The sequence below is a fragment of the Mesorhizobium sp. 113-3-9 genome (assembly GCF_016756515.1).
Classification (GTDB): domain Bacteria; phylum Pseudomonadota; class Alphaproteobacteria; order Rhizobiales; family Rhizobiaceae; genus Mesorhizobium.
This window is the reverse complement of record NZ_AP023246.1, coordinates 2,808,671-2,832,837: the sequence shown is the minus strand read 5'-3', so window position 1 is coordinate 2,832,837 and position 24,167 is coordinate 2,808,671. Positions and strand designations below refer to the sequence as shown.

19 protein-coding genes and 1 pseudogene are annotated in these 24,167 nt (G+C 59.8%); 11 read left to right on the top strand and 9 right to left on the bottom strand.

Going from position 1 to position 24,167, the window contains the following annotated elements; genetic code table 11:
• Window positions 1-1,574 precede the first annotated feature (1,574 nt).
• Window positions 1,575-2,081, bottom strand: coding sequence for a DUF6894 family protein (locus tag MesoLj_RS13745; RefSeq protein ID WP_202326327.1), 507 nt, complete (start codon window positions 2,079-2,081; stop codon window positions 1,575-1,577).
• 770 nt (window positions 2,082-2,851) lie between these two features.
• Here MesoLj_RS13745 and MesoLj_RS13740 point away from each other — a divergent pair.
• The 4 genes and pseudogenes from MesoLj_RS13740 (at window position 2,852) to MesoLj_RS13725 (ending at window position 5,677) form a co-directional block, all read left to right on the top strand.
• Window positions 2,852-3,360, top strand: a pseudogene (locus MesoLj_RS13740) (YciE/YciF ferroxidase family protein).
• An 89-nt stretch (window positions 3,361-3,449) separates the two neighbouring features.
• Complete coding sequence (locus MesoLj_RS13735; RefSeq protein ID WP_140774499.1) at window positions 3,450-3,635, top strand: hypothetical protein; 186 nt, start codon at window positions 3,450-3,452, stop codon at window positions 3,633-3,635.
• A 235-nt stretch (window positions 3,636-3,870) separates the two neighbouring features.
• The gene (locus tag MesoLj_RS13730; protein WP_274609155.1) at window positions 3,871-4,980 is read left to right on the top strand and encodes a YihY/virulence factor BrkB family protein; all 1,110 of its coding nucleotides are present in this window, start codon (window positions 3,871-3,873) and stop codon (window positions 4,978-4,980) included.
• A gap of 223 nt (window positions 4,981-5,203) precedes the next feature.
• Window positions 5,204-5,677: an MgtC/SapB family protein gene (locus tag MesoLj_RS13725; protein ID WP_202326326.1), complete on the top strand. Its 474-nt coding sequence runs from the start codon at window positions 5,204-5,206 to the stop codon at window positions 5,675-5,677.
• Window positions 5,678-5,930: 253 nt separating this feature from the next.
• On the opposite strand, the gene MesoLj_RS13720 is transcribed toward MesoLj_RS13725, so the two are convergent.
• Window positions 5,931-6,908: an SDR family oxidoreductase gene (locus MesoLj_RS13720; protein ID WP_202326325.1), complete on the bottom strand. Its 978-nt coding sequence runs from the start codon at window positions 6,906-6,908 to the stop codon at window positions 5,931-5,933.
• Window positions 6,909-6,985: 77 nt separating this feature from the next.
• Here MesoLj_RS13720 and MesoLj_RS13715 point away from each other — a divergent pair, with 77 nt between their 5' ends.
• From MesoLj_RS13715 to MesoLj_RS13705, 3 genes are all read left to right on the top strand, one after another.
• Window positions 6,986-11,125: a GAF domain-containing protein gene (locus MesoLj_RS13715; protein WP_446720327.1), complete on the top strand. Its 4,140-nt coding sequence runs from the start codon at window positions 6,986-6,988 to the stop codon at window positions 11,123-11,125.
• 77 nt (window positions 11,126-11,202) lie between these two features.
• The gene (ku, locus tag MesoLj_RS13710) at window positions 11,203-12,036 is read left to right on the top strand and encodes a non-homologous end joining protein Ku (RefSeq protein ID WP_446720308.1); all 834 of its coding nucleotides are present in this window, start codon (window positions 11,203-11,205) and stop codon (window positions 12,034-12,036) included.
• A 35-nt stretch (window positions 12,037-12,071) separates the two neighbouring features.
• On the top strand, window positions 12,072-12,377 hold the full coding sequence (locus MesoLj_RS13705) for a helix-turn-helix domain-containing protein (RefSeq protein ID WP_342215829.1): 306 nt from the start codon (window positions 12,072-12,074) through the stop codon (window positions 12,375-12,377).
• A gap of 30 nt (window positions 12,378-12,407) precedes the next feature.
• Here MesoLj_RS13705 and MesoLj_RS13700 read toward each other — a convergent pair whose 3' ends face one another.
• Together MesoLj_RS13700 and MesoLj_RS13695 are read right to left on the bottom strand one after the other, a co-directional pair.
• Window positions 12,408-12,716: a hypothetical protein gene (locus MesoLj_RS13700; protein WP_202326324.1), complete on the bottom strand. Its 309-nt coding sequence runs from the start codon at window positions 12,714-12,716 to the stop codon at window positions 12,408-12,410.
• The gene (locus MesoLj_RS13695) at window positions 12,713-12,928 is read right to left on the bottom strand and encodes a hypothetical protein (RefSeq protein ID WP_202326323.1); all 216 of its coding nucleotides are present in this window, start codon (window positions 12,926-12,928) and stop codon (window positions 12,713-12,715) included. Before MesoLj_RS13695 ends, MesoLj_RS13700 begins: the two co-directional genes overlap by 4 nt.
• Window positions 12,929-13,035: 107 nt before the next feature.
• Between MesoLj_RS13695 and MesoLj_RS13690 the strand changes: the two genes are divergently transcribed.
• From MesoLj_RS13690 to MesoLj_RS13680, 3 genes are all read left to right on the top strand, one after another.
• On the top strand, window positions 13,036-13,275 hold the full coding sequence (locus tag MesoLj_RS13690) for a hypothetical protein (RefSeq protein ID WP_140774505.1): 240 nt from the start codon (window positions 13,036-13,038) through the stop codon (window positions 13,273-13,275).
• 153 nt (window positions 13,276-13,428) lie between these two features.
• The gene (locus tag MesoLj_RS13685; RefSeq protein ID WP_202326322.1) at window positions 13,429-13,878 is read left to right on the top strand and encodes a GFA family protein; all 450 of its coding nucleotides are present in this window, start codon (window positions 13,429-13,431) and stop codon (window positions 13,876-13,878) included.
• Window positions 13,879-14,028: 150 nt separating this feature from the next.
• Entirely contained in the window at window positions 14,029-15,660 is a 1,632-nt protein-coding gene (locus MesoLj_RS13680) for a M20/M25/M40 family metallo-hydrolase (protein ID WP_210346667.1), read from the top strand.
• Window positions 15,661-15,687: 27 nt separating this feature from the next.
• Here MesoLj_RS13680 and MesoLj_RS13675 read toward each other — a convergent pair whose 3' ends face one another.
• Window positions 15,688-16,707, bottom strand: a complete 1,020-nt coding sequence (locus tag MesoLj_RS13675; RefSeq protein ID WP_202326320.1) for an ATP-dependent DNA ligase — start codon at window positions 16,705-16,707, stop codon at window positions 15,688-15,690.
• A gap of 1,164 nt (window positions 16,708-17,871) precedes the next feature.
• Window positions 17,872-18,210, bottom strand: coding sequence for a hypothetical protein (locus MesoLj_RS13670; RefSeq protein ID WP_202326319.1), 339 nt, complete (start codon window positions 18,208-18,210; stop codon window positions 17,872-17,874).
• A 514-nt stretch (window positions 18,211-18,724) separates the two neighbouring features.
• Here MesoLj_RS13670 and ehuB point away from each other — a divergent pair.
• Complete coding sequence (gene ehuB / locus MesoLj_RS13665; protein ID WP_202326318.1) at window positions 18,725-19,597, top strand: ectoine/hydroxyectoine ABC transporter substrate-binding protein EhuB; 873 nt, start codon at window positions 18,725-18,727, stop codon at window positions 19,595-19,597.
• A 93-nt stretch (window positions 19,598-19,690) separates the two neighbouring features.
• Here ehuB and MesoLj_RS13660 read toward each other — a convergent pair whose 3' ends face one another.
• The 3 genes from MesoLj_RS13660 to MesoLj_RS13650 all read right to left on the bottom strand — a co-directional run bounded on the left by MesoLj_RS13660 (window position 19,691) and on the right by MesoLj_RS13650 (window position 24,003).
• Window positions 19,691-20,131, bottom strand: coding sequence for a ribbon-helix-helix protein, CopG family (locus MesoLj_RS13660; protein WP_202326317.1), 441 nt, complete (start codon window positions 20,129-20,131; stop codon window positions 19,691-19,693).
• A 5-nt stretch (window positions 20,132-20,136) separates the two neighbouring features.
• Window positions 20,137-22,122, bottom strand: a complete 1,986-nt coding sequence (locus tag MesoLj_RS13655) for a conjugal transfer protein TraG (RefSeq protein ID WP_202326316.1) — start codon at window positions 22,120-22,122, stop codon at window positions 20,137-20,139.
• A 141-nt stretch (window positions 22,123-22,263) separates the two neighbouring features.
• Complete coding sequence (locus tag MesoLj_RS13650) at window positions 22,264-24,003, bottom strand: relaxase/mobilization nuclease domain-containing protein (RefSeq protein WP_202326315.1); 1,740 nt, start codon at window positions 24,001-24,003, stop codon at window positions 22,264-22,266.
• Between the last annotated feature and the right edge of the window lie 164 nt (window positions 24,004-24,167).

Here is a 24,167-nt window from a genome sequence, read left to right as displayed (position 1 = left end):
GAATTGACATTGTCGGTCTTGGATTTCACCGGGTCTGTCCCGCCCGGGTTCTAGCTCGAAGGCGCTGGGACATTTGCGGGCGCTGCCGACCCACCATACTCTTGCGTAGCCGGCGTTTTGGCATTCTCGCCATATATTTCGGCGACGCCCCAAGCGACGATGGCCAGAAAAAGTGCGGCTAAAAGAACGCCCAAGACCGGTCGACCCAACCCACCTTGGCGGGCTTTCTTTTCTGGGATGTTCGTCGTCATGTTGTTGCACCTTCGCGGAAATAGGATTGGCCGAACCTCTGTGGGCGCCGGGCGATAAAGTTGCCGCCCAGGCAGGGATGCCGCATGAGCGACAACCTGTTGAAGGCGTCGAAGTTCCGAGACAAAGCCAAAAGCCCCCACGAACGATGGCGCTTCAGGTGAAGGCTTTTCGTGCGCCAGTCTCCATCCTCTTATCAATGATGAGAGGCTCCGAGATTAATGAGAATTACTTGGTTCATCCCGCAAGCCGCGAAAAGCCCGCTGCTCCGAGACGGCACAGCGGGCCCAATGGGCTTCTTATCGACGTGCGATCAGAAGGCAAAGTTGACGAAGGTCACGATCGTACGAGCCAGAGCTGCTGAGCACGTCTACGCAACGCTTTTTCATGCGAGCCACTTGGCTGTCCGACATCCGGGCGACAGTGCCCTTAAGGCCAGGATTTGCCGCGCTTGATGGACTGGCGGGGTCAGACACCCCAGCAGACGTGACGCCCCCGGTGCCCACGCCAACACCCAACCCAACTCCCGTATTTCCCCCCACTGTCGCGCCGAGGCCCGCATTGATGCCGTTTGTGCCACCGATATTCGCGCCGGCGCCTGCGTTGACGCCGTTGGATCCGCCGGCCGAAGCGCCCAGCCCCGCACTGACGCCATTGGCCCCCCCGACATTCGCACCGGCCCCCGCGTTCACGCCGCCGCTGCCGCCGACCGATGCGCCCGCTCCGACGCCAACCCCACCGCTACCGCCGACGGATGCTCCGGCGCCCGCGTTGACACCGCCTGCGCCGCCGACCGATGCGCCGGCTCCAGCGCCAAGCCCGGCGGCGGTCGCAGGCAAGGATAATGTCAGCGCCAACAAGCTGCCAGCCAAAGTCTTGGCAAGTCTTTCATTGAGGGAATTAATGTAATTCTCCATTTGTTGACTTCAACAGCCGCAAATGACTGTGTGAAGACAACTTGCCAATCTCGTTTTTGAGCCAATCAACCACTCCCTATTGGTCGTGAGGGCTTTCAAACTCGCAATGAAGTCGCTATGTTTTAAGTAAAATGCCGACCAGCCACCCTGCCGACAGGCTCTGATGCGTCAATAAGACCATGACCGGCTGCGCAGACCAAGCAGCAGAATGGCAACATTGCTCCACTGTGAACTAGCAGATGAATGGCTTTGTAAGCCTTGGAGCTCGGGCGCATGCCTTCACTGCGCGCCCTGCTCAAAGATTTGCGGTTCACGAGGAGGACGAACGCTCAAGACCCGCTATTGAACCAGCCAAGGCAATCTGGCCAGACTATTCGGTGAAACGACTGGAGACCGCGTTCGATGGCGCTATTTTGCAGCTTTACGAGCCGTCTCAGCCTCATGGACATTCACGGTGTAGAGAAGTTCACCTCTCTCGTCGGACAGGCGTACCAGCCAGCCGGTCAAGTCGTCGGTGCCCGGTTGCAGATCGACCAGCAGGTCGACTGCACAGCGGATCGCTTCACACTTAGCTGCTTCAAAGCTCGGCATTCGGGACGGGGGGATCCGCAAACTGGCGTCGCCGTCTCGATAATCGAAGACATACACATCGCCAGACGAATCGCTCACCGACGTGACCGCAACCTCGTCGAAGTTGCCATTACTGTTTGCATCGTATTCGTTGAGGGCGAAGCCGAAAGTCGCGGTTTGAACAAGGATGGCCCTTGCGCGGTTCAGCGCAAGCTCCTCGCTCCCGTCGGCATCCGCCATATCCACTGTGACGCACTCACCGCCCTGGCCGCAGAACACGACGCGCAAGATCGCCTGCCCGTCCGCTGTAGTGGCATTCAAGACTTGGGTACGAACGATTTCCATGGCAGGCTCCGAGGCTTTTACAATCACGAACGGCCGGATGACGCCGGACCCGTCGCGGATCAAAATCGGTGCTGACCTTTTCGTCACCAACACCGTGGATCGTCGCCCCCGTCCAGAATCGCCGACGTCAATTCACTGCTAGCAAGCCGTGTGTGACTGGTGCGGTCCGAAGACCATCTCGTCATCGAGTGGGGTCAGTTCCAATCTCCCAAAGCGCTAAGGGTTCCCAATCGACTGAGGTCGTTTCGCCGCGACATAGAAAGATGGATCGACGAGCTGCACAACGCACGTTCCACATGACGATGATCTGATCGACCATAAGAGTCGCTGCGGAGGACCATTCGCGGCAACTGACTCCTTCAGCGACCATGTCCTAACTGGCGCTCCCAGAACGACTGCCGGCGAAGGTTTCAACGAGTTCATCCTCCCGCGTCACTCCAGACTGGAACAATGTGACAAGCGTCGCGGCGTGAGCCTCACGTTCGTTTGCCGAGGCTCCAATAGGCAGCGTCGTTTCCAGAAGTCGCCTAAGCATCAAGACGTCGTCTGGTTTCAAAATGCCCGCATTGCGGGTCCGTCGTCCCAAACTCACACTCGCACCTTGTCCATCTCCGGCCGCCCGGCATCGTAAATGCCCGAGCCAAGTGTCGGTTGCCTGGCCACTTGGAATTCTGCATTCCCTTTTTGGGGTGATGCCGGAACCTGCAAGCTAACGCGAAGTTCCTGCTGTGCCTTGATTGACAAAGGCCAACAAACCAGGAGAAGCCGACATGGCAGCGACCAGACAGGCCGCGACCAAGGGTCTAGGCCAACTATTCCATGATACCTCCAAGTATATCTACTTCGCGGAGCGGACGATTCTCTCTACCTTGCCGAAAATGGCCGAGGCGACCCAGAGTTCGGAAATGAGGGCTTTCGAGCAGCATCATGGTGAAACGCAGGAACATGTTGCCCGGCTCGAAGAAATCTTCGAAGTTCTCGACAAGAAGCCCCTAGGCAAGAGCTGCGCTGCCATCATGGGCATCACGCAGGAGGGCGCGGAGATCATCGAGCAGTATAAGGGCAGCCCGGCCCTTGACGCTGGTCTCCTGGCCGCAGCACAGGCTGTCGAGCATTATGAAATCTCTCGCTACGGAAGCACGCCGACGTGGGCGGCAGAGCTTGGATTGAGCGAGGCGGTCCGACTTTTGGACCTCACCTTGGCCGAAGAGAAAAGACAGACGTCGCGCTCAGCAAGTTGGCAGGGTCCGCCGTCAATATCGCTGCAGAAGCCGCTTAATGACGATAACCGTCCATGGATGAGGACTGATGGATTTTCTACAAGGCTCATCCATGGCGCCCCCAAACAGAACCCAACAGGAGTGTGAAATGGGTTTTTTTGCCAAATATTTTTCAGGTTTAAGCCGCAAAGCACCAGCCGACAAAAAACCAAGTGGCGACATGCGTCAAGCGACAGGCGCGGGTCCCGCGATCGCGGCTCACTCCAAGGATGCCAGGACGTCGGCAGCGACTGGTCAAAATCCGGCAGCAGCTCGAAAAAAGTCAGACGTCTGACGTCGAGTGGTCTGAGACAAGACTTCGTTGTCCCGGTCGCATCTGGCCACGCTGTAACGCCAGCGGCGATTGGTGGCCTCGCGTCTTGGGCGTACCAGCGCGGGAACAGCCATGGCGGTCATGACGTTGTGTGGGACGCAGTCCAATCTTGGCCGGGCGTGATCAGAGAACTCGTGCCGAGGCTTCTTGGCAAGCCAACGCTAGGTCGGGAAGGGTCCGCAATGGCTTCAGACACATGAACCCTGGCGAATCTGTGCACCATGAGGCCAGCCGCGTGACTTCAAAAGCAAACGGAGGTCAGCAACCGACGGGCAACGAGGCCTCGTTAATCGATGGAGAGGCGGTCCGTCGCGCTGCCGCGACAACGCAAGAGAGCAAGGCGGCGCTGAAATCAGAGGATGGAGACCGCGGTCGCGGCGCAGCTTGGCCATCCCAGATTCCTGCGCTTGGATGGAAGGATATCGTCTGGCGCTTGTGGGAAGAATTCAACAAGGACCGGGTGCTGCTCGTGGCGGCGGGTGCCACATTTTACCTACTGCTAGCACTATTTCCGGCTCTAGCCGCGTTTATTTCGATTTACGGATTTGTCGCCGATCCAATTACAGTTGCGGACCATGTGGCATACCTCGGCGGATTGCTTCCATCAGGCGGGCTAGACCTTATTCGCGGTCAGTTGCAAGCCCTGGCCAGCCAGAAACCCAGTGCTCTCGGCATAGGTTTCTTCATCGGCTTGGGCATCGCGCTTTGGAGCTCCAACAGCGGCATGAAGGCTCTTTTTGATGCCATGAATATTGCTTATGAGGAGCGCGAAAAACGCAGCTTCGTCACGCTCAACCTGATGTCGATCCTGTTCACGGTTGGAGCGCTGCTGATCGGCATCGTGCTGCTGTTGACGGTAGGCCTCGTTCCGGCACTTCTGCGGTATTTCTATCTTGATGCATGGACGGAAACGCTTTTCGCGGCATCTCGATGGCCACTCCTTGTTGGCGCCATGCTGACTGGAATCTCATTGCTTTATCGTTTCGGGCCGAGTCGCGAGCGAGCCAAGTGGCGCTGGCTAAGCTGGGGTGCCTTGATTGCGACGGTCGCATGGATCGCGGCGTCTTGGCTGTTCTCCTTCTACCTGCAACATTTCGCCAACTACAACGCCACTTACGGCTCGCTCGGCGCCGTTGTCGGTTTGATGATGTGGACATGGATTTCCGTCATCATCCTTATTGCTGGCGCTGCCATCAATGCGGAGATGGAGCATCAGACAGCGGTCGACTCGACCACAGGCCCGCCACTACCCATGGGCAAGCGTGGCGCGGTGGTGGCGGATACATTGGGCAAGACCGCAGACTGAAGCTGAGTTCTCAAACAAGCGTAGCCGTTCAGATACGAGCCATGCCGGTCTGAGTGCCCCGGCGATTTTCTTAATCTTGCCGAAAGTTCACCAGCGGGCATGCAGCGCAAACGGCCTTGCTGCTCGTCATCGCTTGGAAAAGACGGACGCGTAGTACGGACATGGGAGCCCCTCTGGCAACGATGGGAGGGAACCGAGCTACCGACGCCGCGTTCTTGACCTCATGGACGAGTTCATTGAGCGATTTGGGCAAACGACTTGGCTACCCTTTTCCGTAATTTCGGCCCGTGTTTTGCTAGCGACGCTGCTGGGAGCCGTAGTCGGTGCCGAGCGCGAATGGCGTAACCGGCCAGCGGGATTAAGGACCCATATTCTAGTCTGCGTTGCGACCGCAGTGATCGCCATCCTGGCAATCGAGATTACCCACCTCCACGTATTTGATGGTCAGGAAGTCGCGATTGATCCGCTCCGGCTCATTGAAGCCACGACCGCCGGAGTGGCGTTTCTGGCGGCCGGCATCATTTTCGTTTCGAAGGGAGAAGTTCAGGGGCTTACCACGGGTGCCGGAATGTGGCTGGCCGGAGCCATAGGTTTAGCGGTAGGACTCGGCTTCTGGCAGATCGCTTCGCTAGCGACCGTACTGGCGCTGATCGTGCTGGGGGTTCTGCAACTGGTCCAAGTAGGGAAGAAGGATTGAAATAGGGCGACTCCTTATCGGGCCGGTCAACTGCGCATTCGCTTTTACCATTGCACAGGTCGCAACCGGGTCTTATCCCTTCATCTCAAATTGGCATTCACGCATACTGTCGCTACACAGCCGAGTTACGCTTACTTCGCGATGGTTTCCTTGCGCCCGCCGGAATATTTGCCCATTAATCTCGTGGAGTAGTCAAAGCGAATTCTGAGACGACTCTACTGCCATCGCCGCAACTGCTAAGGGAGGCGGTTTCTCAGTAGCCGCCAATCACAGGCAGGATCTCTCCGGTGATGTAGCTGGAGCACTGTGGCGATGCCAGAAAGACATAAGCCGGCGCAATTTCCTCGGGCTGTGCGGGCCGCTTCATGGGCGTTTTTGCGCCGAACTTCGTGACATCGCTCGCCTGTTTTTCGGATGGGTTGAGGGGTGTCCAGACCGGGCCCGGCGCCACGGCGTTCACGCGAATTCCCTTGTCGATAAGATTGCCCGACAGCGCTCTTGTAAAGGCATGGATTCCGCCCTTCGTCATCGAGTAATCGACCAATTCCTTCGACCCGTCTATGCCGGTCGTCGAGCCGGTATTGACGATCGCAGAGCCCGGCTTCATGTACCCCACCGATTCCTGTGCCATATGGAAATAGCCGTATAGATTGGTCTTCAACGTGGTGTCGAAATGTTCCTCGGTCAACTCGGCGAAGTCGCTTGAATGCAGCTGAAAAGCTGCGTTGTTGACAAGCACGTCCAAGCCTCCCAACTGCTTGACCGTCGCGGCCACCGCTTTGCGGCAAAAGCTGCGGTCGGCGACGTTACCGCGGAGCGTGATGCAGCGACGGCCTTCGCCTTCCACCGCTCGCTTCGTGACTTCCGCATCGCCATCCTCCGAAAGATAGACGATTGCGACGTCGGCGCCCTCTCTAGCGAACAGGACAGCAACCGCGCGCCCAATGCCGGAATCGCCGCCAGTCACCAGCGCGACCTTGCCTTCGAGCTTGCCCGAGCCGCGCCAGAACGGCGCGTCATATAACGGGGCCGGTTTGATTTCAGCTTCATGGCCGGGCTTTGGGTGGTGCTGTTTGGGAAAGGGTGGTGCCGGGTACTTTCGGGCGCCAGCCTGCATGGCGCGAGCTGGTTTCGATTTTGGCTTGGCGCGATCGTCCGCATCGACTTTACGTTGGATGCGCCGTTGCTTTTGCGTCACTTTGGACGTGTCGGACTTGATTGTGCTCGGCATCGTTGTCTCCTGGTTTCCAGAGACAACGTGTGTTCAACGAAAAAGTTGAATGGCAATGTCGATAAGACGTCCGCTTGATGGTTGCACCTGCTCCCCATCACGCCTGGCCGTGCAACCAAAACCGCGTTGCGCCGTTTTGTCGGGTCGATATTTCGGGGGATATCTTGGAACCATCCAGCGACGGCAAGGCGGGCGCCGCGTTTCGCGGCGCCGGAGAAATGGCTCAACGTATCGGCTCGTTTGGCTGGAACGGCACGTCTATCGGACCCGTCGCTTCGTGGCCAACGGAGCTCAAGACACTCGTCGATCTCCTTCTAGGCTCCGCACAGCCCATGTTCGTCGTGTGGGGCCAGGATCGCATCTGGCTCTACAACGATGCCTTCATTCCGATCCTTGGCCGCAAGCATCCGATGGCTCTTGGTCTGCCCAGCCAGCAGGTCTGGGCAGAGGCGTGGGAGACGATCGGCCCGATGTTTGATCAAGTCTACCAGGGCCAGTCAGTCCATATGGATGACCTCGAGATCCGAATTGACAAGCATGGCGCGCCCGAAGAAACACACTTTATATTCTCCTACAACCCGATCACGCAGCCGGAGACCGGGACTGTCGGCGGCCTGTTTGGGGTCTGCACGGAAACCACCGATCGATTTCTGGCCGAAAAGCGCGAGCGCCTTGCCGCTGAACGTCAGCTCCACTTGTTCGAACAGGCCCCTGGTTTCATCATTATCATGCGCGGGCCACACCATGTGGTCGAATTCGTCAATGATGCCCATCGCCAGGTGTTCAACAGCGGTGACTGGCTCTCCAAGCCGATACGGGATGCCTTTCCCAGCTTGGAGGGACAAGGTTTCTTCGAACGCCTCGACGATGTCTTCGGAAGCGGTACGACTTTTGAAGCGCAAGGGGTTGCGGTCCGATTCCGCCGCTCGGCCGATAGTGCCGAGGAGACGCGCTACCTGACATTTATCTACGCCCCCCTGTACGATGGCGAGAATACAATCACGGGAATATTCTGCGAAGGGTTTGACGTCACCGAAACATTTCGTGCGAGAAAGCGCAGTGCTGCCCTCGCCGAACTCGGCGACGTTGTGCGCCTGGTCGAAGACGCTGACGAGCTTGCCTATGCCGCGGCCGAAATCATTGGCAGGGAGCTGGATGTCAGCCGGGCCGGATATGGCACGATCGATCTGGCGAACGAGACCATCTCCATCGAACGCGACTGGAATGCACCTGGGATCAAGAGCCTGGCTGGAGTGCTGCACTTCCGCGACTACGGCACGTACATCGATGACCTAAAGCGCGGCATTACCGTTGTCGTCGAGGACGCGGATACAGATCCTCGAACAAGCCAAAATCCAGATGCTCTGAAAGCGATCAGCGCTCAATCCTTGATCAACATGCCCGTCACCGAACGGGGTGGTTTTGTGGCACTGCTCTACCTCAATCACGACAGGCCCCGCGCTTGGACCGAGGAAGAGGTCGAGTTTGTTCGCGAAATGGCGGAGCGTACGCGCACCGCGGTCGAACGACGGCGTGCACAGGCGGAGCTGCGACAGAATGAAGCTCGCTTGCGCTTCCTCGACCGACTTGGGAAGGAAACGTCGAACAGTGCGGACGCGGACGCGGTGCTTGAGATCACGACCAGGATGCTTGGCGAGCATCTCGGCGTCGCAATCTGCGCCTATGCCGATATGGAGCCTGACCAGGACCACTTTACGATTCGGGGAGACTGGCACCGACAAGGCTCTTCGAGCATCCTCGGCTATTACAGTCTCCGGGATTTTGGCCAGCTCGCCGTCCACAAGCTTCATCAGGGCCTGCCCTTGATCATCAACGACAATCGCGCCGAGTTGCCGCCTGAAGAGGCCGCGACATTCCAGACCATCGGCATCGCTGCAACGATCTGCATGCCCCTGGTCAAAGAGGGGCGCCTGAGTGCGCTGATGGCGATCCACGACAGCGCTCCGCGGGTCTGGACGCAAAACGAGCTTGCACTTCTCACCGAGGTAACCGAGCGGTCGTGGGCGCATATAGAACGGGTCAGGTCGGATCAGGGCGCTACCGAGACTGCTGAACGGCTGAGCCTGGCCACCCAGGCGGCGGCAATCGGAATCTGGGACTACGACCCGGTCACCAACCGTTTGCGATGGGACGCGCAATGCCGTGCATTGTTCGGCATAACGTCGACCGATGAGGTCTCGTATGAGGGCTCCTTCATCGCCGGCCTCCATCCAGACGACCGCATCCGCGCAGATGAGGCAGTCCGGCGGGCAATCGCTCCAGAGAGCCTGGAGGGATTTAGCATCGAGTACCGAACCATTGGCCTGGAGGACGGTATCGAGCGTTGGGTGGCGGCAAGCGGGCATGCCATTTTCGAAGCCGGCAAAGCCGTTCGATTTATCGGCACCGTTATCGATATTTCCGATCGCAAGAAGGCCGAGCGCCACCTCAAGATCATGAACGACACCGGAGCGGCGGTCGCTGCGGAACTCGATCTCGACAAGATCGTGCAAATCACCACCGATGCCGGCTTGGAACTTTCCGGAGCCCAGTTTGGGGCTTTCTTCTACAATGTGCTCGACGATCAGGGCGGCAGCTACATGCTCTATGCCCTGTCGGGTGCTCCACGTTCGGCCTTCCAGGATTACCCCATGCCACGCGCGACGGCTGTGTTCGAACCGACCTTCCTCGGGACAGGCGTCGTTCGATCGGACGATATTCTCAAGGATCCGCGATACGGCAAGAACGCGCCGCGCAAAGGCATGCCGGACGGCCATCTGCCGGTTCGCTCCTATCTGGCGGTACCGGTCGTGTCTAACTCCGGCGAAGTTCTGGGCGGTTTGTTCTTTGGTCACGCGGAGACCGGCAAGTTTCGCCCTGAACATGAAAGTGCTCTGCTTGGCATCGCAGGCCATGCAGCAACGGCGATCGACAATGCGCGCCTCTTCCAGTCACGTGAGCGCGAGTTGGCTGAAAGGCGGCGTGCCGAAGCCGCACTGCAGACACTCAACTCCACACTCGAACAACGCGTCATCGATGAGGTGGCGGAACGTTCGAAGGCAGAGGAGCAACTGCGGCAAGTTCAAAAGATGGAAGCGGTCGGCCAGTTGACCGGGGGCATTGCGCATGACTTCAACAACATGCTTGCGGTCATCATCGGCGGGCTCAATCTGCTTCAGCGCAAATTGTCCAAAGGCGAGACCGACGTCGGCCGATTTGTGGAAGGCGCCATGGATGGGGCGCATCGCGCGGCCGCCCTTACCCAGAGGCTGCTGGCCTTCTCTCGACAACAACCGCTCAAGCCGGAGCCTATCAACGCCAACCGCCTGGTCGGCGGAATGACCGAGCTGTTGATGCGCACACTCGGAGAAACGATCACAGTGGAGACGGCGTTCGGAGCCGGTCTCTGGCAGGTCAAGGCCGATCCCGGTCAGTTGGAGAGCGCCTTGCTCAACCTGTCGGTCAACGCGCGGGACGCCATGCCCAACGGCGGTAAGCTGACCATCGAGACGTCGAACGCCTATGTCGATGAGCGATACGCTCGTGAGTCCGCCATCACAGCAGGCCAATTCGTGCTGATTGCCGTGACCGATACCGGTACGGGCATGACTGCGGATGTTCTCGCCAAGGCCTTCGATCCCTTCTACACGACCAAGAGTGTGGGCAAGGGCACTGGACTCGGCCTCAGCCAGGTTTACGGTTTTGTCCGCCAATCGGGCGGGAACGTGAAGATATACTCCGAGCCCGGCGTGGGCACGACGATCAAGATTTATCTGCCCCGGTACTATGGCAGCACGCATCAAGACTCCCCCGAGCCCAGATCAAAGTCGATCGCTGGTGGCCTTCCGAGTGAAATCGTGATGGTGGTCGAGGACGAGGACCGGGTGCGAGCTGTATCCTCGGAAGCCTTGCGCGAGCTCGGCTACACCGTCGTCGAAGCCAGTGGTCCCACCGAAGCGATCAAGATGATTGAAGCTGGGCAGCAATTGTCCCTGCTTTTTACCGACGTCGTCATGCCCGAGATGTCCGGACGCCAGTTGGTGGAAATCTTGCGCAAGGACAACCCCAAGCTCAAGGTTCTCTACACCACCGGCTACACGCGAAACGCCATCGTTCATAACGGAATCCTCGATCCTGGAACGCAGCTTTTACCGAAGCCATTCAGCCTTGAAGACCTCGCTGAAAAGGTGAGGACGATTCTTGATGATCCTACATAGCCTGCACCCAGCCGGCAGCTCGGCCGGCTCGATGGAACGATTTAGATGCACTGTCGTTGCACCTGACCGGAAACAGGATGAATGACATGATCGCGCCGCGTGCCGTCTGGAAGGGTTTTTTGAAGGTCGGCTCGGTCACCTGCGGGGTCAAGATTGTCGGCGCCACAAGCGAAGCCTCGAAGATTCACTTCAAGATCTTGAACCGCGAGGATGGCCTGCCTGTCAAAAGCGTCTACGCCGACGAGACTACAGGGCAGCCGGTCGAGACGGAAGACCAGGTCAAGGGTTTCGAGATCGAGAAGGACCAATTCCTGCAGATCGAGCCGGACGACATCAAGGCGCTCAAGCTCACCTCGGATCACACATTGGAGGTGGGTGAGTTCGTGGCGCTCGGCGAGATCGACACCCGCTATCTAGAGAAGCCCTACTACCTCGTTCCAGCCGACGGCGCGGCCGTCGAGGCTTATGGCGTGATCCGCGATGCCATGAAAAACAAGAGCGTCGCAGCCCGATCCTGCATCGTGCTCTACCAGCGCGGCAGGGAGGTTGTGATCCAGCCCTACGGCAAGGGCATGGTGATGACCGAACTTCGAAACCACAACGAGATGGTTTCCGAAGAGAGTGTCTTCGACGGTCTGACCAAGGCAAGATACGATCCAGAGTTGCTCGAAATCGCCGGCATGCTGATCGACAAAAAGGTGACCACTTTCGATCCCTCGAAATTCGAAGACACCTACGAAGATGCGCTGATCGCGATGATCGACGCGAAGCGCAAGGGCAAGGCGCCCCCAAAGGCGGCGCCCAAGCCGCAGGAGAACGTCATCAACCTGGCCGAGGTGCTCAAGAAGAGCCTCACGCAAGAAGGATTAGCGACGCCTAAGACGAGCAACCCGAAGCGCAAGAGCGCTTAGTGCAAAACCGCACAGACGCGATTAAGGAGCCGTTTGTGACCCAATTGACTGTCGAGCAATGTCGGGCGGCGCGGGCTCTGGTGGACTGGTCACAAGCCAGGCTCGGCGCCAAAGCGCAGGTCAGTGAGGGAACCGTTCGGGACTTCGAGAAGAGCAAGCGCGTTCCGTCCGGCGACATGCTGGTTGCGATGCGATCCGCACTTGAGCGGGCGGGAGTCGCCTTTCTAGGTGATGGAGAGACGATCCACGGCGGACCAGGCGTTCGGCTCAAGACGCCAACGGCGCCGCGCTCGCCTATTGAGGATGGCGAAGCGGGAATTATTCAGAACAGCGAAATGTAAGCCGCCGCTTGGACCGGCCCATCGGTGACGTTACCTTTGATCGTTGTAGGGCTCTTTCGTTTGTCCAACCATCTTCGCCAGCTCCGAAAACGGTAGAATGTCGGATTCGCCTTGGGAATTGTTCGCGATCCGCAGAAGACGGATTGGAAAGCAGATGGCGTCGCGATTGGCCAGCGGCATGTCTTCGTAGGTGCGCTCATCGCCCGTGAAATTGGCTTCGGACTTCCGCAAGGCGATATCGATGTCGTCAACTGAAAGCAGGCCTTTGTGGACCAGCAAATTGTTGATTGAGGCAACCGCCATCATCAGACCTTCAAGCTGAAGATTGGCGACGTTCATGGCCTGGCACTCTTTATTTGGTCGGATGGGTTTTGCCCGTCTGACTGGTGAGTCTTGTCGTCCACCTCATTGACGGGTCGCGTCAGCCCAACGCCATTCTTGGGTTTCTTGTTTCCCGCCGCGTCCTGAGAGAACGCATCCGAAGGATCGGCGCCGGTCTTTGCCGGATATTTTGTTGCCCCGGTTTCGCGATGGTTTTCGTGGTCAGACATGTGTTGGTTCTCCATGTGGTTAAAGATAACACCCCCCGTCATTGCTAGTTCCGCTCCAGATGGAACATTCCCCACGGCCGGTCGTTGGCCAGAAAGGAGACACGGAAATGGCCAAGATCAAAAACGTCGGCGCGGCGATTGTCAGGGAGCCGGAGCCAGCCGCCGCCAAAATAGCGCGCAAAGGCCTGAACGGCAGCGACGAGGATCAAGCGTCACACACCCCTAAGCCCGCAGGTGCTTCTCCTAGAAACAAACGCCCGCTGGCAGAACCCTTCCCTGCCAGAACAATCGATGCGCGGCCGGTGGCCGGCAAAACACCACGTGCGACCAACCGACCGGGAGAATAACATGCCGCCCAAACCAGAGCCAAATGAAGAACCACCGGTAGATGCCCCGGCCTGGACTCCCGACGTGAGAGAGCCTGACCCGGATCTTCTGCCGGACGAACTTCCTCTCCCCAATCCCGACGAGAACCGCGATCCCCCAAAGCGAGCTCTGCAATGAGCATCGATACGGTGCGCAGCGGTGGCTGCCTTTGCGGTGCGGTTCGCTTTTTGGTGAAAGGCGCACCCCTGCGCGTCGGACTTTGCCATTGCCAGGATTGTCGGCGCACAAGCGGCAGTGCGTTCACCTTCTTCGGCGTTTGGCCGCGACCTGCTTATCAAGGCGCTGGAAACCTGCGGGCTTTCGAAGGACGGAGCTTTTGCCCAGAATGCGGAGCGCGCGTTGCCTCGCTGCGGGGGGACGAGGCCGAGATCATGCTTGGGACCCTCGATAGTGCCCCCAGCGATATCATACCCGGCTATGAACTTTGGATCGGCCGTCGGGAACCTTGGCTGATGGATTTGCAGTGGGCTGAGCAGTTTGAGCATGACCGAGAGCCGCGTGCGATCGACGCGCCATCAATTGAGCCTGAGATCCCAGTTCCACCTCAGCAGCCGGATCGTTGACTGCAACCAGGCGTGTCCTGCCCGTCAACCATCCAGGTCGATAGCAAGCGATGAGCGATGGGTGGTGGCCCATCACACACGGCCATCCATGCACTTGAGGCCCCGTCCCCAACCTCTACTATCGAATTTCGCCATTTGACGGGGGACATGATGGGCAACGCGCCAGCAAGCAATCTGTTTGGACGCGCCAGGCGTTGGGCCATCGCCTTGACGCAGCAGAAAAGTGTTACTGGAACCGATGGCGAAGCGTCGTTCGGGTTGTGGTTTGCCAACATGCTTGGCGCGGAGACCGTGTTTCGGGATGCAAAAATCTGGACGATCGAGATCGAACCTGGGGACGGCCGCCACTGCGTGGCAATGCTGGTCCGGGGTACGGGGCAAGGCACCATTGTCCTGACAGGGCACTACGACACCGTCTCGACCCATGACTATGGTCAACTGGAAGACCTGGCGACGGAACCTGAAGAGCTCACCCCTGCCCTGGCCAAAAGCTTGCACATGGCCGAGACGTCCGCCGCCCAACTGGCGAAAACGGATCTCGCCTCAGGAGAGTTTCTTGCCGGGCGTGGCCTCCTGGACATGAAGGCTGGCCTTGCCGCTGGATTGGCCGTCTGCGCGGAATTCGCTGAGCGTGTTGGGCCTGTCGGCAACTTGCTCTTCATCGCCGTGCCCGACGAAGAGAACAATTCCGCAGGCGCGCGCAGGGCTGTCCAGGTGCTCCCTGAACTATCCAGGGAGCATGACCTCGATATTGCGGCGGCCATCAATCTTGACGCCATTAGCGACGACGGCGACGGCAGCAAGGGGCGCGTCATTGCGTTGGGAACAGTCGGCAAATTGCTGCCGACAGTTTTCGTGGCGGGCGTTCCCGCTCATAGCGGCTTTCCATTGAATGGGGTCAATGCCGGCGCGCTCGCTGCCGCCATTGCAGCGCGCATTGAATGGGCGCCGGAGCTTACCGACGGTTCCCAGGCGCTGCCGGGAACGCCGCCAAGCCTTCTCAGTATCCGCGATGGCAAGGCCGGCTACGACGTGACCACGCCGGCGACAGCCTTTGCCACGTTCAACGTGCTAAGCTATCGGCGAGCGCCAGACGAGGTGCTGGAGCGTTTCGACAGGCTATGCCTCGATGCGGCGAGAGACTATCGGGCGCAACTTGCTCGACGCATCGGTTCGAGGCGCAGCGATTTCATCGCCGGGAGCATCCCTCTGTATCGATACGAAACCGTGCTGGGCTGCCTTGAGCGGGAAGATATATCGAAGCTTGAGGCGCTGAGCGCTTCCGTCGCCGCCGGCGCTCTTTCTCTGCCAGAACAGTCCCGGATCGTGACCGAGGAAGCCTGGAAGCTGAGCCAGCTCCCGGGCCCGGCAATGATCACGGGTTTTGGCTCGATCCCTTATCTGGCCACGACCCTCTCAGATGCGCCAACAGCAGCGAGACTGAGGGCAATCGCTTCCGACATAAGGGATGGATCGAGCGTGCGTTATGGCAGCACGGTCAGTTGCACGGAGTACTTCGCCGGCATTTCGGACATGAGTTTCTTTGGCGAGGCCGCCTCGTCGGGTTTCGATGTGGTCGGCAGGAACACGCCAATGTGGAGGGACGGGGTTCGATGGCCGAAGACAAATGGGTTAGCTGATATACCGACCATCAACATCGGCCCATGGGGAAGAGACTATCACACGCCGCTGGAACGTTTGCACACAGTCTATGCGTTTGACGTCCTGCCACGGATTCTCCGGGATGTCTGCGAGGCACTCCTCAATCCCGATATCCAGTAATGTATGGCACCGCCGATGACGGATGCCTCATGTTTTCAATATCTGCGCGAAGGTACACTGTTTCGGAGCCTTGTCAGGGCGCCACCGCATGAACTTGGTGCCGTGTCGGAAGCGATCGCCGGTGACATGGTCAAACCGGATTTCCACCACCAGTTCGGGCTTCAATGGCTCCCACTCCCCGCTCCTCTCGGTGCTCCAACGACTCAGCCCCCCCGGCGCTTTACCGGTGAAGCCAGGGGGCGCGCGCAAGGCCTCGAGTTGTCGGGTCAGCTCTGATCGATCCTGCTGGGTGATCGTTGACGTAAATCCCACATGGTCGAGCTTGCCCTGGTCGTTGTAGAGCCCAAGCAACAACGATCCGACCTCGCGCGCGTTCGCCAAGTAGCGAAAGCCACCGACCACACAATCGGCAGTGCGCAGCCGCTTGACCTTGAGCATGGCGCGCTCGCCGGGCCGATATTCGTCGTCGACAAGCTTGGCCACAACGCCGTCTGTTGAACCGTGACCAGATTCGCGAAGCCATTCCGTTGCCGTTGTCAAATCCCGGGTACAACGTGACAATTCGAGATCAGCATGTCCCGCTGACTTGACGAACGCATCCAATGCCTCGCGCCGCGCAGACAGCGGTTGGCGCATCAGGCTGGAATCCGGACTTGCCAGCATATCGAACAGGATCAGCTTGGCCGGTGTTTCGACAGACAGTTTCCGAATCCTGCTTTCCGCTGGATGCAATCGCATCTGCAGCGCAGCGAAAGACAGCGAGCCGTCGATGGCGATGACAATCTCACCATCGACCACGAAATCTTTGGCCTTCAGCTCACGCAACATCGAGACAACCTCCGGAAAGTATCTGCCGAGCGGCTTGCCCGATTTTGCCCGCAAGTGCACGGCATCGCCGGCTTTGAAGGCAAGGCACCGGAAGCCATCCCATTTGGGTTCGTACTGCCATTTGCCTCTATCAACCGGCAAGGCGTCCGCGGTCTTTGCCTCCATCGGCTCTGTCTCCAATGGAACGGCGAAAGCAGGTCTTTCTGTCTTCGAATTCATGATCCGAGCTTCGCAGGCTCAAGCCGGTTGATTGCTGTGCTGCTCGACCTTTCGGAAGAGTCCCCGTCGGTCCAGGCTCCCGTCCTCCTCAGCAAGCCAGGCACTGTTTGGACCGTCTATAGCCTTGGATCATGCGCGATAAGCTCTATCGGGAGAGTTTAGTTCCATTCGTCCGCAGTCGCTGGCTTTTCGTCAGATCCAGGCTTTTCGGAGGTAAACCCTTCGCCGGCGGAGGTGAGTTGTGGGTTCAGCATCTCGAGGGGAATCCCGCAGTTTCCTCAAGCCGGTTAAATGCTTTCATGAACCAAAGCGGTCAACCGGCATCGCTCCTGCGTCGCTGCCAGTCACCAACTTGGCTGCAGGCCAAAAGCCTGATGCCACCAAAAGCCCGATCACTATGGCGAATAGTATCAGCCGCACGCTGCGCCCCCTCAGTTGCTACGTGCTGTACCACGTCAGGTATGGAAAGCCCGTCACTAGGCAGGCAGTGACGGGCTCTTGTTCGTCCGCTCGGCCCAGAGGACTCACTGACCATCTAAAAGAATCGCCATCGGCCTGAAAAAAGGTGTCCTGCCACCTTCTCGGCTTTTCGGGTTGGGAGGGAACTTAAGCGACTATGAGAGCTTGGGGGTGAGCGGCAGGTTCTTCAGCGGTTCCTGCTGCGATCAAGACCCAATCTTGATCGGCCCGCGCCTCTGCCGAGTGGCGCGGGCCAGTCCCACGTGCGGAGTGGCCCAATCACCTTAAAGGTCACGCGCGTAGCGATCGCGCCGAAGCCAGGAATGGTCTTGAACCGGGCTGCTCGACCAACGAGATGGTCTAATCTGTTCAATAACGCAACCGTGAGGGGGAAAACTGCTTTCTTCAGACCAGCCGTTAACTAGGACGCGTTGGTGACGCGAAAGTCCGGTCCAAGTGTCGTCGCCGCGCAGAGATGTTTGCCCAGGACATCTCTCCGCAATGCCGCAGATGCCGGGCTTAGGCAGCGCTCATAGGCAATTCGAGGCGCATCAAGTCAATGCGATCGGCGCTTCAAATGCGATCGGCGCTCGTTACGCTTGAGCAGCAAGTCTGCTTTTCCGCGGAGAAGCGAGGCACAGCAAATGACGTCATTGTGGTGTGGCCAAGCGTCCCGTTTCCCAGCGCACGCAAATCTCCAAGGATTCATTTAGCCGTAAAGAAGGTTAGAAGCACCTTCCCTTTTTCGCCAAGCAGACAAACGAAGCGGTCCGGTGCACCGGTTTTGCCATTTCGAGCAATGTATGCCTCGCCGAGGACGACTGTCTTAATCGGCACAGTCTCTACCTTGGTGTCAGCCGCGCTAATCGCAACGCTTTCCATGTCAATGACCAGGTCGCTGATGTCTTTGGCCTGCTCCTGCAGAGCCAAAAGACCCGTTGATTTGCAAGCGGTAATCGCTGCGTCGATAGGGGTCTGCGATAGCCCGCGGCCTGTCGACAGTCCAAGAATGAAAAACGCCGCCGCGAATTTATGGAACCACATATCAATCCTCCAAACGGACGCCTCACCCTAGGGCGGGAACTAACGCCCCATGGGAAGATGCAAATCGGCAATTGGTTCCGAATGGCCGACTGTTATTGGAAACCGAATGGTCAGCCCGCCGTCGATGCTCGACTGGTTGGGCGCTGGGCCTGGCGATTCTCGGGGCGGTCAGTCGTTGCGTTGAGGTGCTCAAAGCCGGCCGAGAGTGGTTCATCCGCTTTGTCGATCACGCACTCAATTACCCTGAGTGCATCCGCGTTGTTCCAAGGGGCGAAAAGAGCGATCCCAAGCCAACGCCAAGCATGGTGCTTTAAGGAAGGCTGGGCAACCAAAAGCTCGAGATCGCATGTGTCCGTCAGGCCGGCGCTTTCAAGTAGCCTCCGACAACCGTCATCGCAATATTATGTACATATTTTGTACATTTAGATTGACGATTTGCCATCTTCGAACGTAGCGTTGGATGGCCCAGGCGCAACGCCTGTGCACAACTCAATCACATGGGAGGACTGCACCGATGATATTCCGAGCCCGATCGGCCGCCATTGGCCTGGCCTGCATCGCCTATGCCGCGCTTGTCGGATCCGTGCTGCCGGCAACGGCAGAGACCACAAAAGAACGCGTCCTGAAGGAAGGACGGATCGTGATCGGCATCCATAACCGTTCACCATGGGGCTACAAGAAGGAGGGAACCGGCGAGTTGCTCGGCTGGCATCCGGATCTGCTCAGGGCGGCCTTCGCCGATCTTGGCGTCAAGCAGGTCGACTTCGAGGTCACTGAGTTCGGTGCCTTGATCCCGGGCTTGATGGCCGGCCGTTTCGATGCCGTGGCGTCCGGCCTGTCGATAACACCCGAGCGATGCCAGCAAGTCGCCTTTGGCGCGCCCGACCTGAGATCGGACGACGCGGCGCTCGTGCTCGCCGGCAACCCCAAGGCGATCCACAGCTATGCGGATCTTGCCAGGAAATCGGACGCGATCATGGGTGGCGGCCGCGGCAGCAACGTCATCGAGAACGCCATCGCCGAAGGTGTACCGGAGGACCGCATCCTGAAGTTCCCCGACATCGAGACCAACATCGCGGCACTGCGCGCCGGCCGCATCGACGCCGCTCTGTTCTCTTCCCCGACAGTGATCGGTCTGCTGGCTGGCAACAAGAGCCCCGACCTGGAGCGCGCCAACCCATTCACGACGGGTGAGAAATCGATCAGCTATATCGCGATCGCGTTCAGGAAGGACGATGGCGATCTGCGCAACCTCTACAATCAGGGTCTGGCGAAGATCATGTCGAACGGTACGATCGCAAACCTTATGGCGAAATACGGATTTGGCCCCACGGAAAACGTGCCGCCAGGATTGACGACGTCGCAATTGTGCGGGGCCGCCAACTGACCGGCGTCAGAAACGGGGGTCCGACTGGCAACGACAGAGCGTGGCGCCGCGCGACCTCGGGCGGCCCCTCTGCGCGCCGACATGCTCTTCGGATCATTGCCGTTCGGCATCGCTGGACGGCGCAACGTCCTCGGGGATTTCCTGCCGCAAGGTTGTCCCCTTGGCGAGGCGCCTGCCAAGAGCAGCGACGAATGCCTCATAACGCTCGCTTGCCTTGGCGCGCGCGGCCTGGGCCATCGGTTCGGGCAGCGCAGGCGTGGTCGCGAGCCAGAAGCGGATGAATACCGCCAGTGTCTCAATCGAAATGCCGGCATCGCGTTCCAGCCGCGCGATCCGGCGGTCGATCCGGTCGAGACGCCTTGAGATCGCCGCCTCGCGTTGCGCGTCGGCATCTGGCGAGAGGAAAGACGTGATCGCCGCTTCGGCGATGAGCGACTGCGAGCGATCGCGCCGGGCAGCATATTCGCGCAGCGCCGCCATCACGGCAGGATCAAGATAGACGGAAATCTGCACCTTTTTCTTTGTAGGCGGCACGGCCGTCACAGCTCCATGCCATCGTCCGGATCGAGCGCGATCTGACGCGCCACGCCCCGCACAAGGCCAGCCATCCGGCTGCTGCTCGCGGCGAGATCATCCGCTTCCTCAGGCGCGTCGATCTCGAATTCATTGATGAGTTGCGGCTCTACTGCGCCCGGCAGAATGGGATCGAGTTCGGGCTGACGCCGCAACTCGGAGTCCGTCGATTCGTACCGGGTTTTCGCCATCACGGTGGCAGTCGTCTTCGCCGCTGGCGGAAGCGGCGACGCAAGCGCCGTCCAGTCGTCAGGCTGCGGCTCGGCTCGCTCGCTTGGAGCAGGCGGCGGGACGATGCGCTCTCGCAGACGCGGGTCTTCGAAATAGCGCGCCTTCTTCGCCCGTATCGGCGGCGTGCCCGCCAGCATGACGATCTCGTCCCCAGCCGGCAGTTGCATGATCTCGCCGGGCGTCAGCAATGGTCGCGCCGTCTCCGAACGCGAAACCATGAGATGACCGAGCCATGGTGAGAGCCGATGACCGGCATAGTTCTTCATCGCCTTCAGCTCAGTTGCCGTGCCAAGCGCGTCTGAGACACGTCTTGCCGTGCGCTCATCATTGGTCGCGAAGCTGACGCGCACATGGCAGTTGTCCAGAATGGAATTGTTCGGCCCGTAGGCCTTCTCGATCTGATTGAGAGACTGCGCGATCAGGAAGCTCTTCAGTCCGTAGCCGGCCATGAAAGCAAGCGCGGATTCGAAAAAGTCGAGCCGTCCGAGCGCCGGAAACTCGTCAAGCATCAGAAGCAATCGATGGCGATCCGCCCTCGCCCGCAAATCCTCGGTCAGGCGGCGGCCGATCTGGTTGAGGATGAGACGGATCAGCGGCTTGGTGCGACTGATGTCGGAGGGTGGGACAACGAGATAGAGCGTCGCCGGACGAAGGTCGCCGACCAGGTCGGCGATGCGCCAGCCGCAGGCGCGGGTCACCTCGGCCACCACCGGATCGCGATAGAGCCCAAGGAAGGACATCGCCGTCGACAGCACGCCGGAGCGCTCGTTATCGGACTTGTTCAACAACTCGCGGGCCGCGCTGGCGATGACGGGGTGCGGACCGCCCTGCCCCAGATGCGCCGTCGTCATCATCGCTGCCAAGGTCGATTCGATCGGCCGCTTCGGATCGGACAGGAATGCCGCGACGCCGGCCAGGGTCTTGTCCGGTCCAGCATAGAGGACATGCAGGATCGCGCCGACCAGAAGCGCATGGCTCGTCTTTTCCCAATGGTTGCGCCGTTCAAGCGAGCCTTCGGGGTCGACCAGGATGTCGGCGATGTTTTGCACGTCGCGAACTTCCCATTCACCCCGGCGAACCTCGAGCAAGGGGTTATAAGGGTCCGATCTGGCATTCGTCGGATCAAACAGCAGCACCCGGCCATGTCGTGCACGGAAGCCGGCGGTGAGGCTCCAATTCTCGCCCTTAATGTCATGGACGATGGCTGAGCCAGGCCAGGTGAGCAGCGAGGGGACAACAAGGCCGACACCCTTGCCCGAACGCGTCGGGGCAAAGCAAAGCACATGTTCGGGCCCATCATGGCGCAGATAGTGGGACCCATACCGCCCCAGCACCACGCCGTCGGGGGCGAGCAGGCCTGCCGCCTGCACCTCGCGCTTGTCAGCCCAGCGCGCCGAGCCATAGGTCTCGACCTTCGTCGCCTCACGGGCACGCCAGAGCGACATGCCGATCGCGACGGCGATCGCGATGAAGCCACCCGAGGCGGCAATGAGACCGCCGCGCGCAAAGATGCCAGGCGCATAGGCATCATAGAAATACCACCACCAGAAGATGGCAGGCGGATAGTAGATCGGCATGCCGCCGACGACGAACCACGGCGCCCCCAGTTGCACCTGGTAGCCCAGCTGCCACGCGGACCACTGCGTCGATCCCCAGATCGTGAAGAGCACGATCAGGAAGACAAGGACGATCTGCCCCCAAAGGACTTTCGTTCCCGACATTGGGTTCTCCTCATGCCGAGAGGTCAACAAGGTTGATGCGAATTTCAACAGCCGGCTCGCTCAAATCGCGTTGTGTCGCGCCGTCGGCGAGGAAGACCGGGGATCGGCAGCCTTGAATTCTGCTGGCCCGTGAGAGCGCCGTCACAGGCCGAGACCGGGTTTGCGGCCGAAACTCCAATCGGCGCCGCCATCACCGCGAACGACGCCGGTGACGTGATTGCCGAGATGACGCTCCAGCGAAGGTGTCCAGGGCACGAGCTGGAAGCCGAGGCCGTTATCGATCATCGCGAAACGACCAGATGCGAGCGCAAAGCGCTGGCTGTAGGTGCCCGAGACGAACTCGCCCTTGCCCGCACGGTTGAATGCTTGACCGGTTCGAGCCGCGAGGCTCTCTCCCAGCGCATCGAGTTCCCTTCGGCGCAACGTCTCAATCAGGTTGCCGACAAAGACGGTCCCGCCCAACTGCCGCTCCGCCAGGCCCAGCCCGACCAGGTACTCGGCGCGCCGATCGAGCGCCTGGCGCACCTCGGCACCGAAGCCGCCGTCAGCAAGAGACGCCGTAGGACGGGCGAGCGCCTGCCGGTCCAGCCAGGTCGCGCCTTGCGCGACGATCTGTTTGTCGATGTCGAGATCGGAGCGCACCGCAAGCGCCAGCCGCCGGCGTCCCTGAGCGTCCTCGAATCTGCGCAGCTCAACGATCGAGCCCGGCGCGCCGTCGCCCGCCGCCTCGATATCGGCGAGCCTGATGTGGTGGCAGCGGCCGTCAACGCCATCGATGACCGCATAGGCCGAGCCCTTGAGTTCGTCATCCAGGCCGCGCTCGATCACGCGGCCGGTAACCGCTGCGTCGATGGTCTCCGCGGCCAGCACGTAGCTGGCGCTCCCGCGTTCGATACCGCGGACCGAGAATGCCCGATGCATGCGCTTGATGATGTCGCCGCGCTCAGCCATCTCGCGCAGTGTTGCCTCGGCCCTGTCGCTGACAACCCATTGGCCTGGACCGAGCTGCTCGGCGAGGCCAAGCGTTTCCAGTCGGCTCAATCGCCCGACCTTGAGCGCGATGAATTCATCAGGCGGGCGATCGGCATGCGGCGCGAGATCGATGACACCGTTGTCGCCGACATCCCGGCGCAACTGGCGGTCGAGCACTGTCCATCGCTCGGCCTCGACCTGGCGCTCGACATGGCGGCGCATCTCGAGATCGGACCGGGGGCCGAGCTCCTGCGTGACGAGGTCGCTGGCGCGATCACGCATGCCGCGGCTGATGTAATCGCGCGAGATCACCAGGTCCTGGCCGTCTTCGGTCCGGCCACGCAGGATGACATGGACATGCGGATTGTCGGTGTTCCAATGATCGACCGCGATCCAGTCGAGCGCCGTGCCGAGATCGTTTTGCATACGACCCATGAGATCACGGGTGAAGGATCTCAGGTCGGCTATCTCGGCGGCATCCTCTGGCGAGACGATGAAGCGGAAATGATGCCGGTCGTCCTTGCAGCGATCGACGAAATCCGTGGTTGATGCTGTGTCGACGTCCGGTCCGAACATACGGGCTTTCGCGTCGTCGCGTGTGACGCCCTCGCGCCGCAGATAATTGAGGTGGGTCGCCAGCGGCGCGCCACGCTTCGAATGGCGAACCACGCGGGTCTTGATCACGGCGACGCGGGAGCGGCCGGTAAGCAAACGGTTCGCCTGGACGCAGGCGGCCCTGCCCCGCCCGAATTGTGAGCGCTTGCCCGAGCCGATCGGGCCTGACCGCGACACGCTGCCGCCGGCCTTCCGGGCGGCAGCAAGAGCCTGGGCGATGAAGGGTCGCGACGCCTGGGCGCGCGTTGAGCGAATGCGCCCGGGACGGACGCGGAACTCGTGCTCATCGGACACGGCGTACGCCCACACACTGGCAAGAACAGAGCGAACACAACGCTTTGCGCATTGGCCGCACATTGTTTGGAAACGCTGCAATGTGCGGAAAGCGGCAAGAAACCCAGCAAATCCAACCAACCGGCCGCCGCACAATGTGCTGCCTTTTATCTTGCCATCCCTCG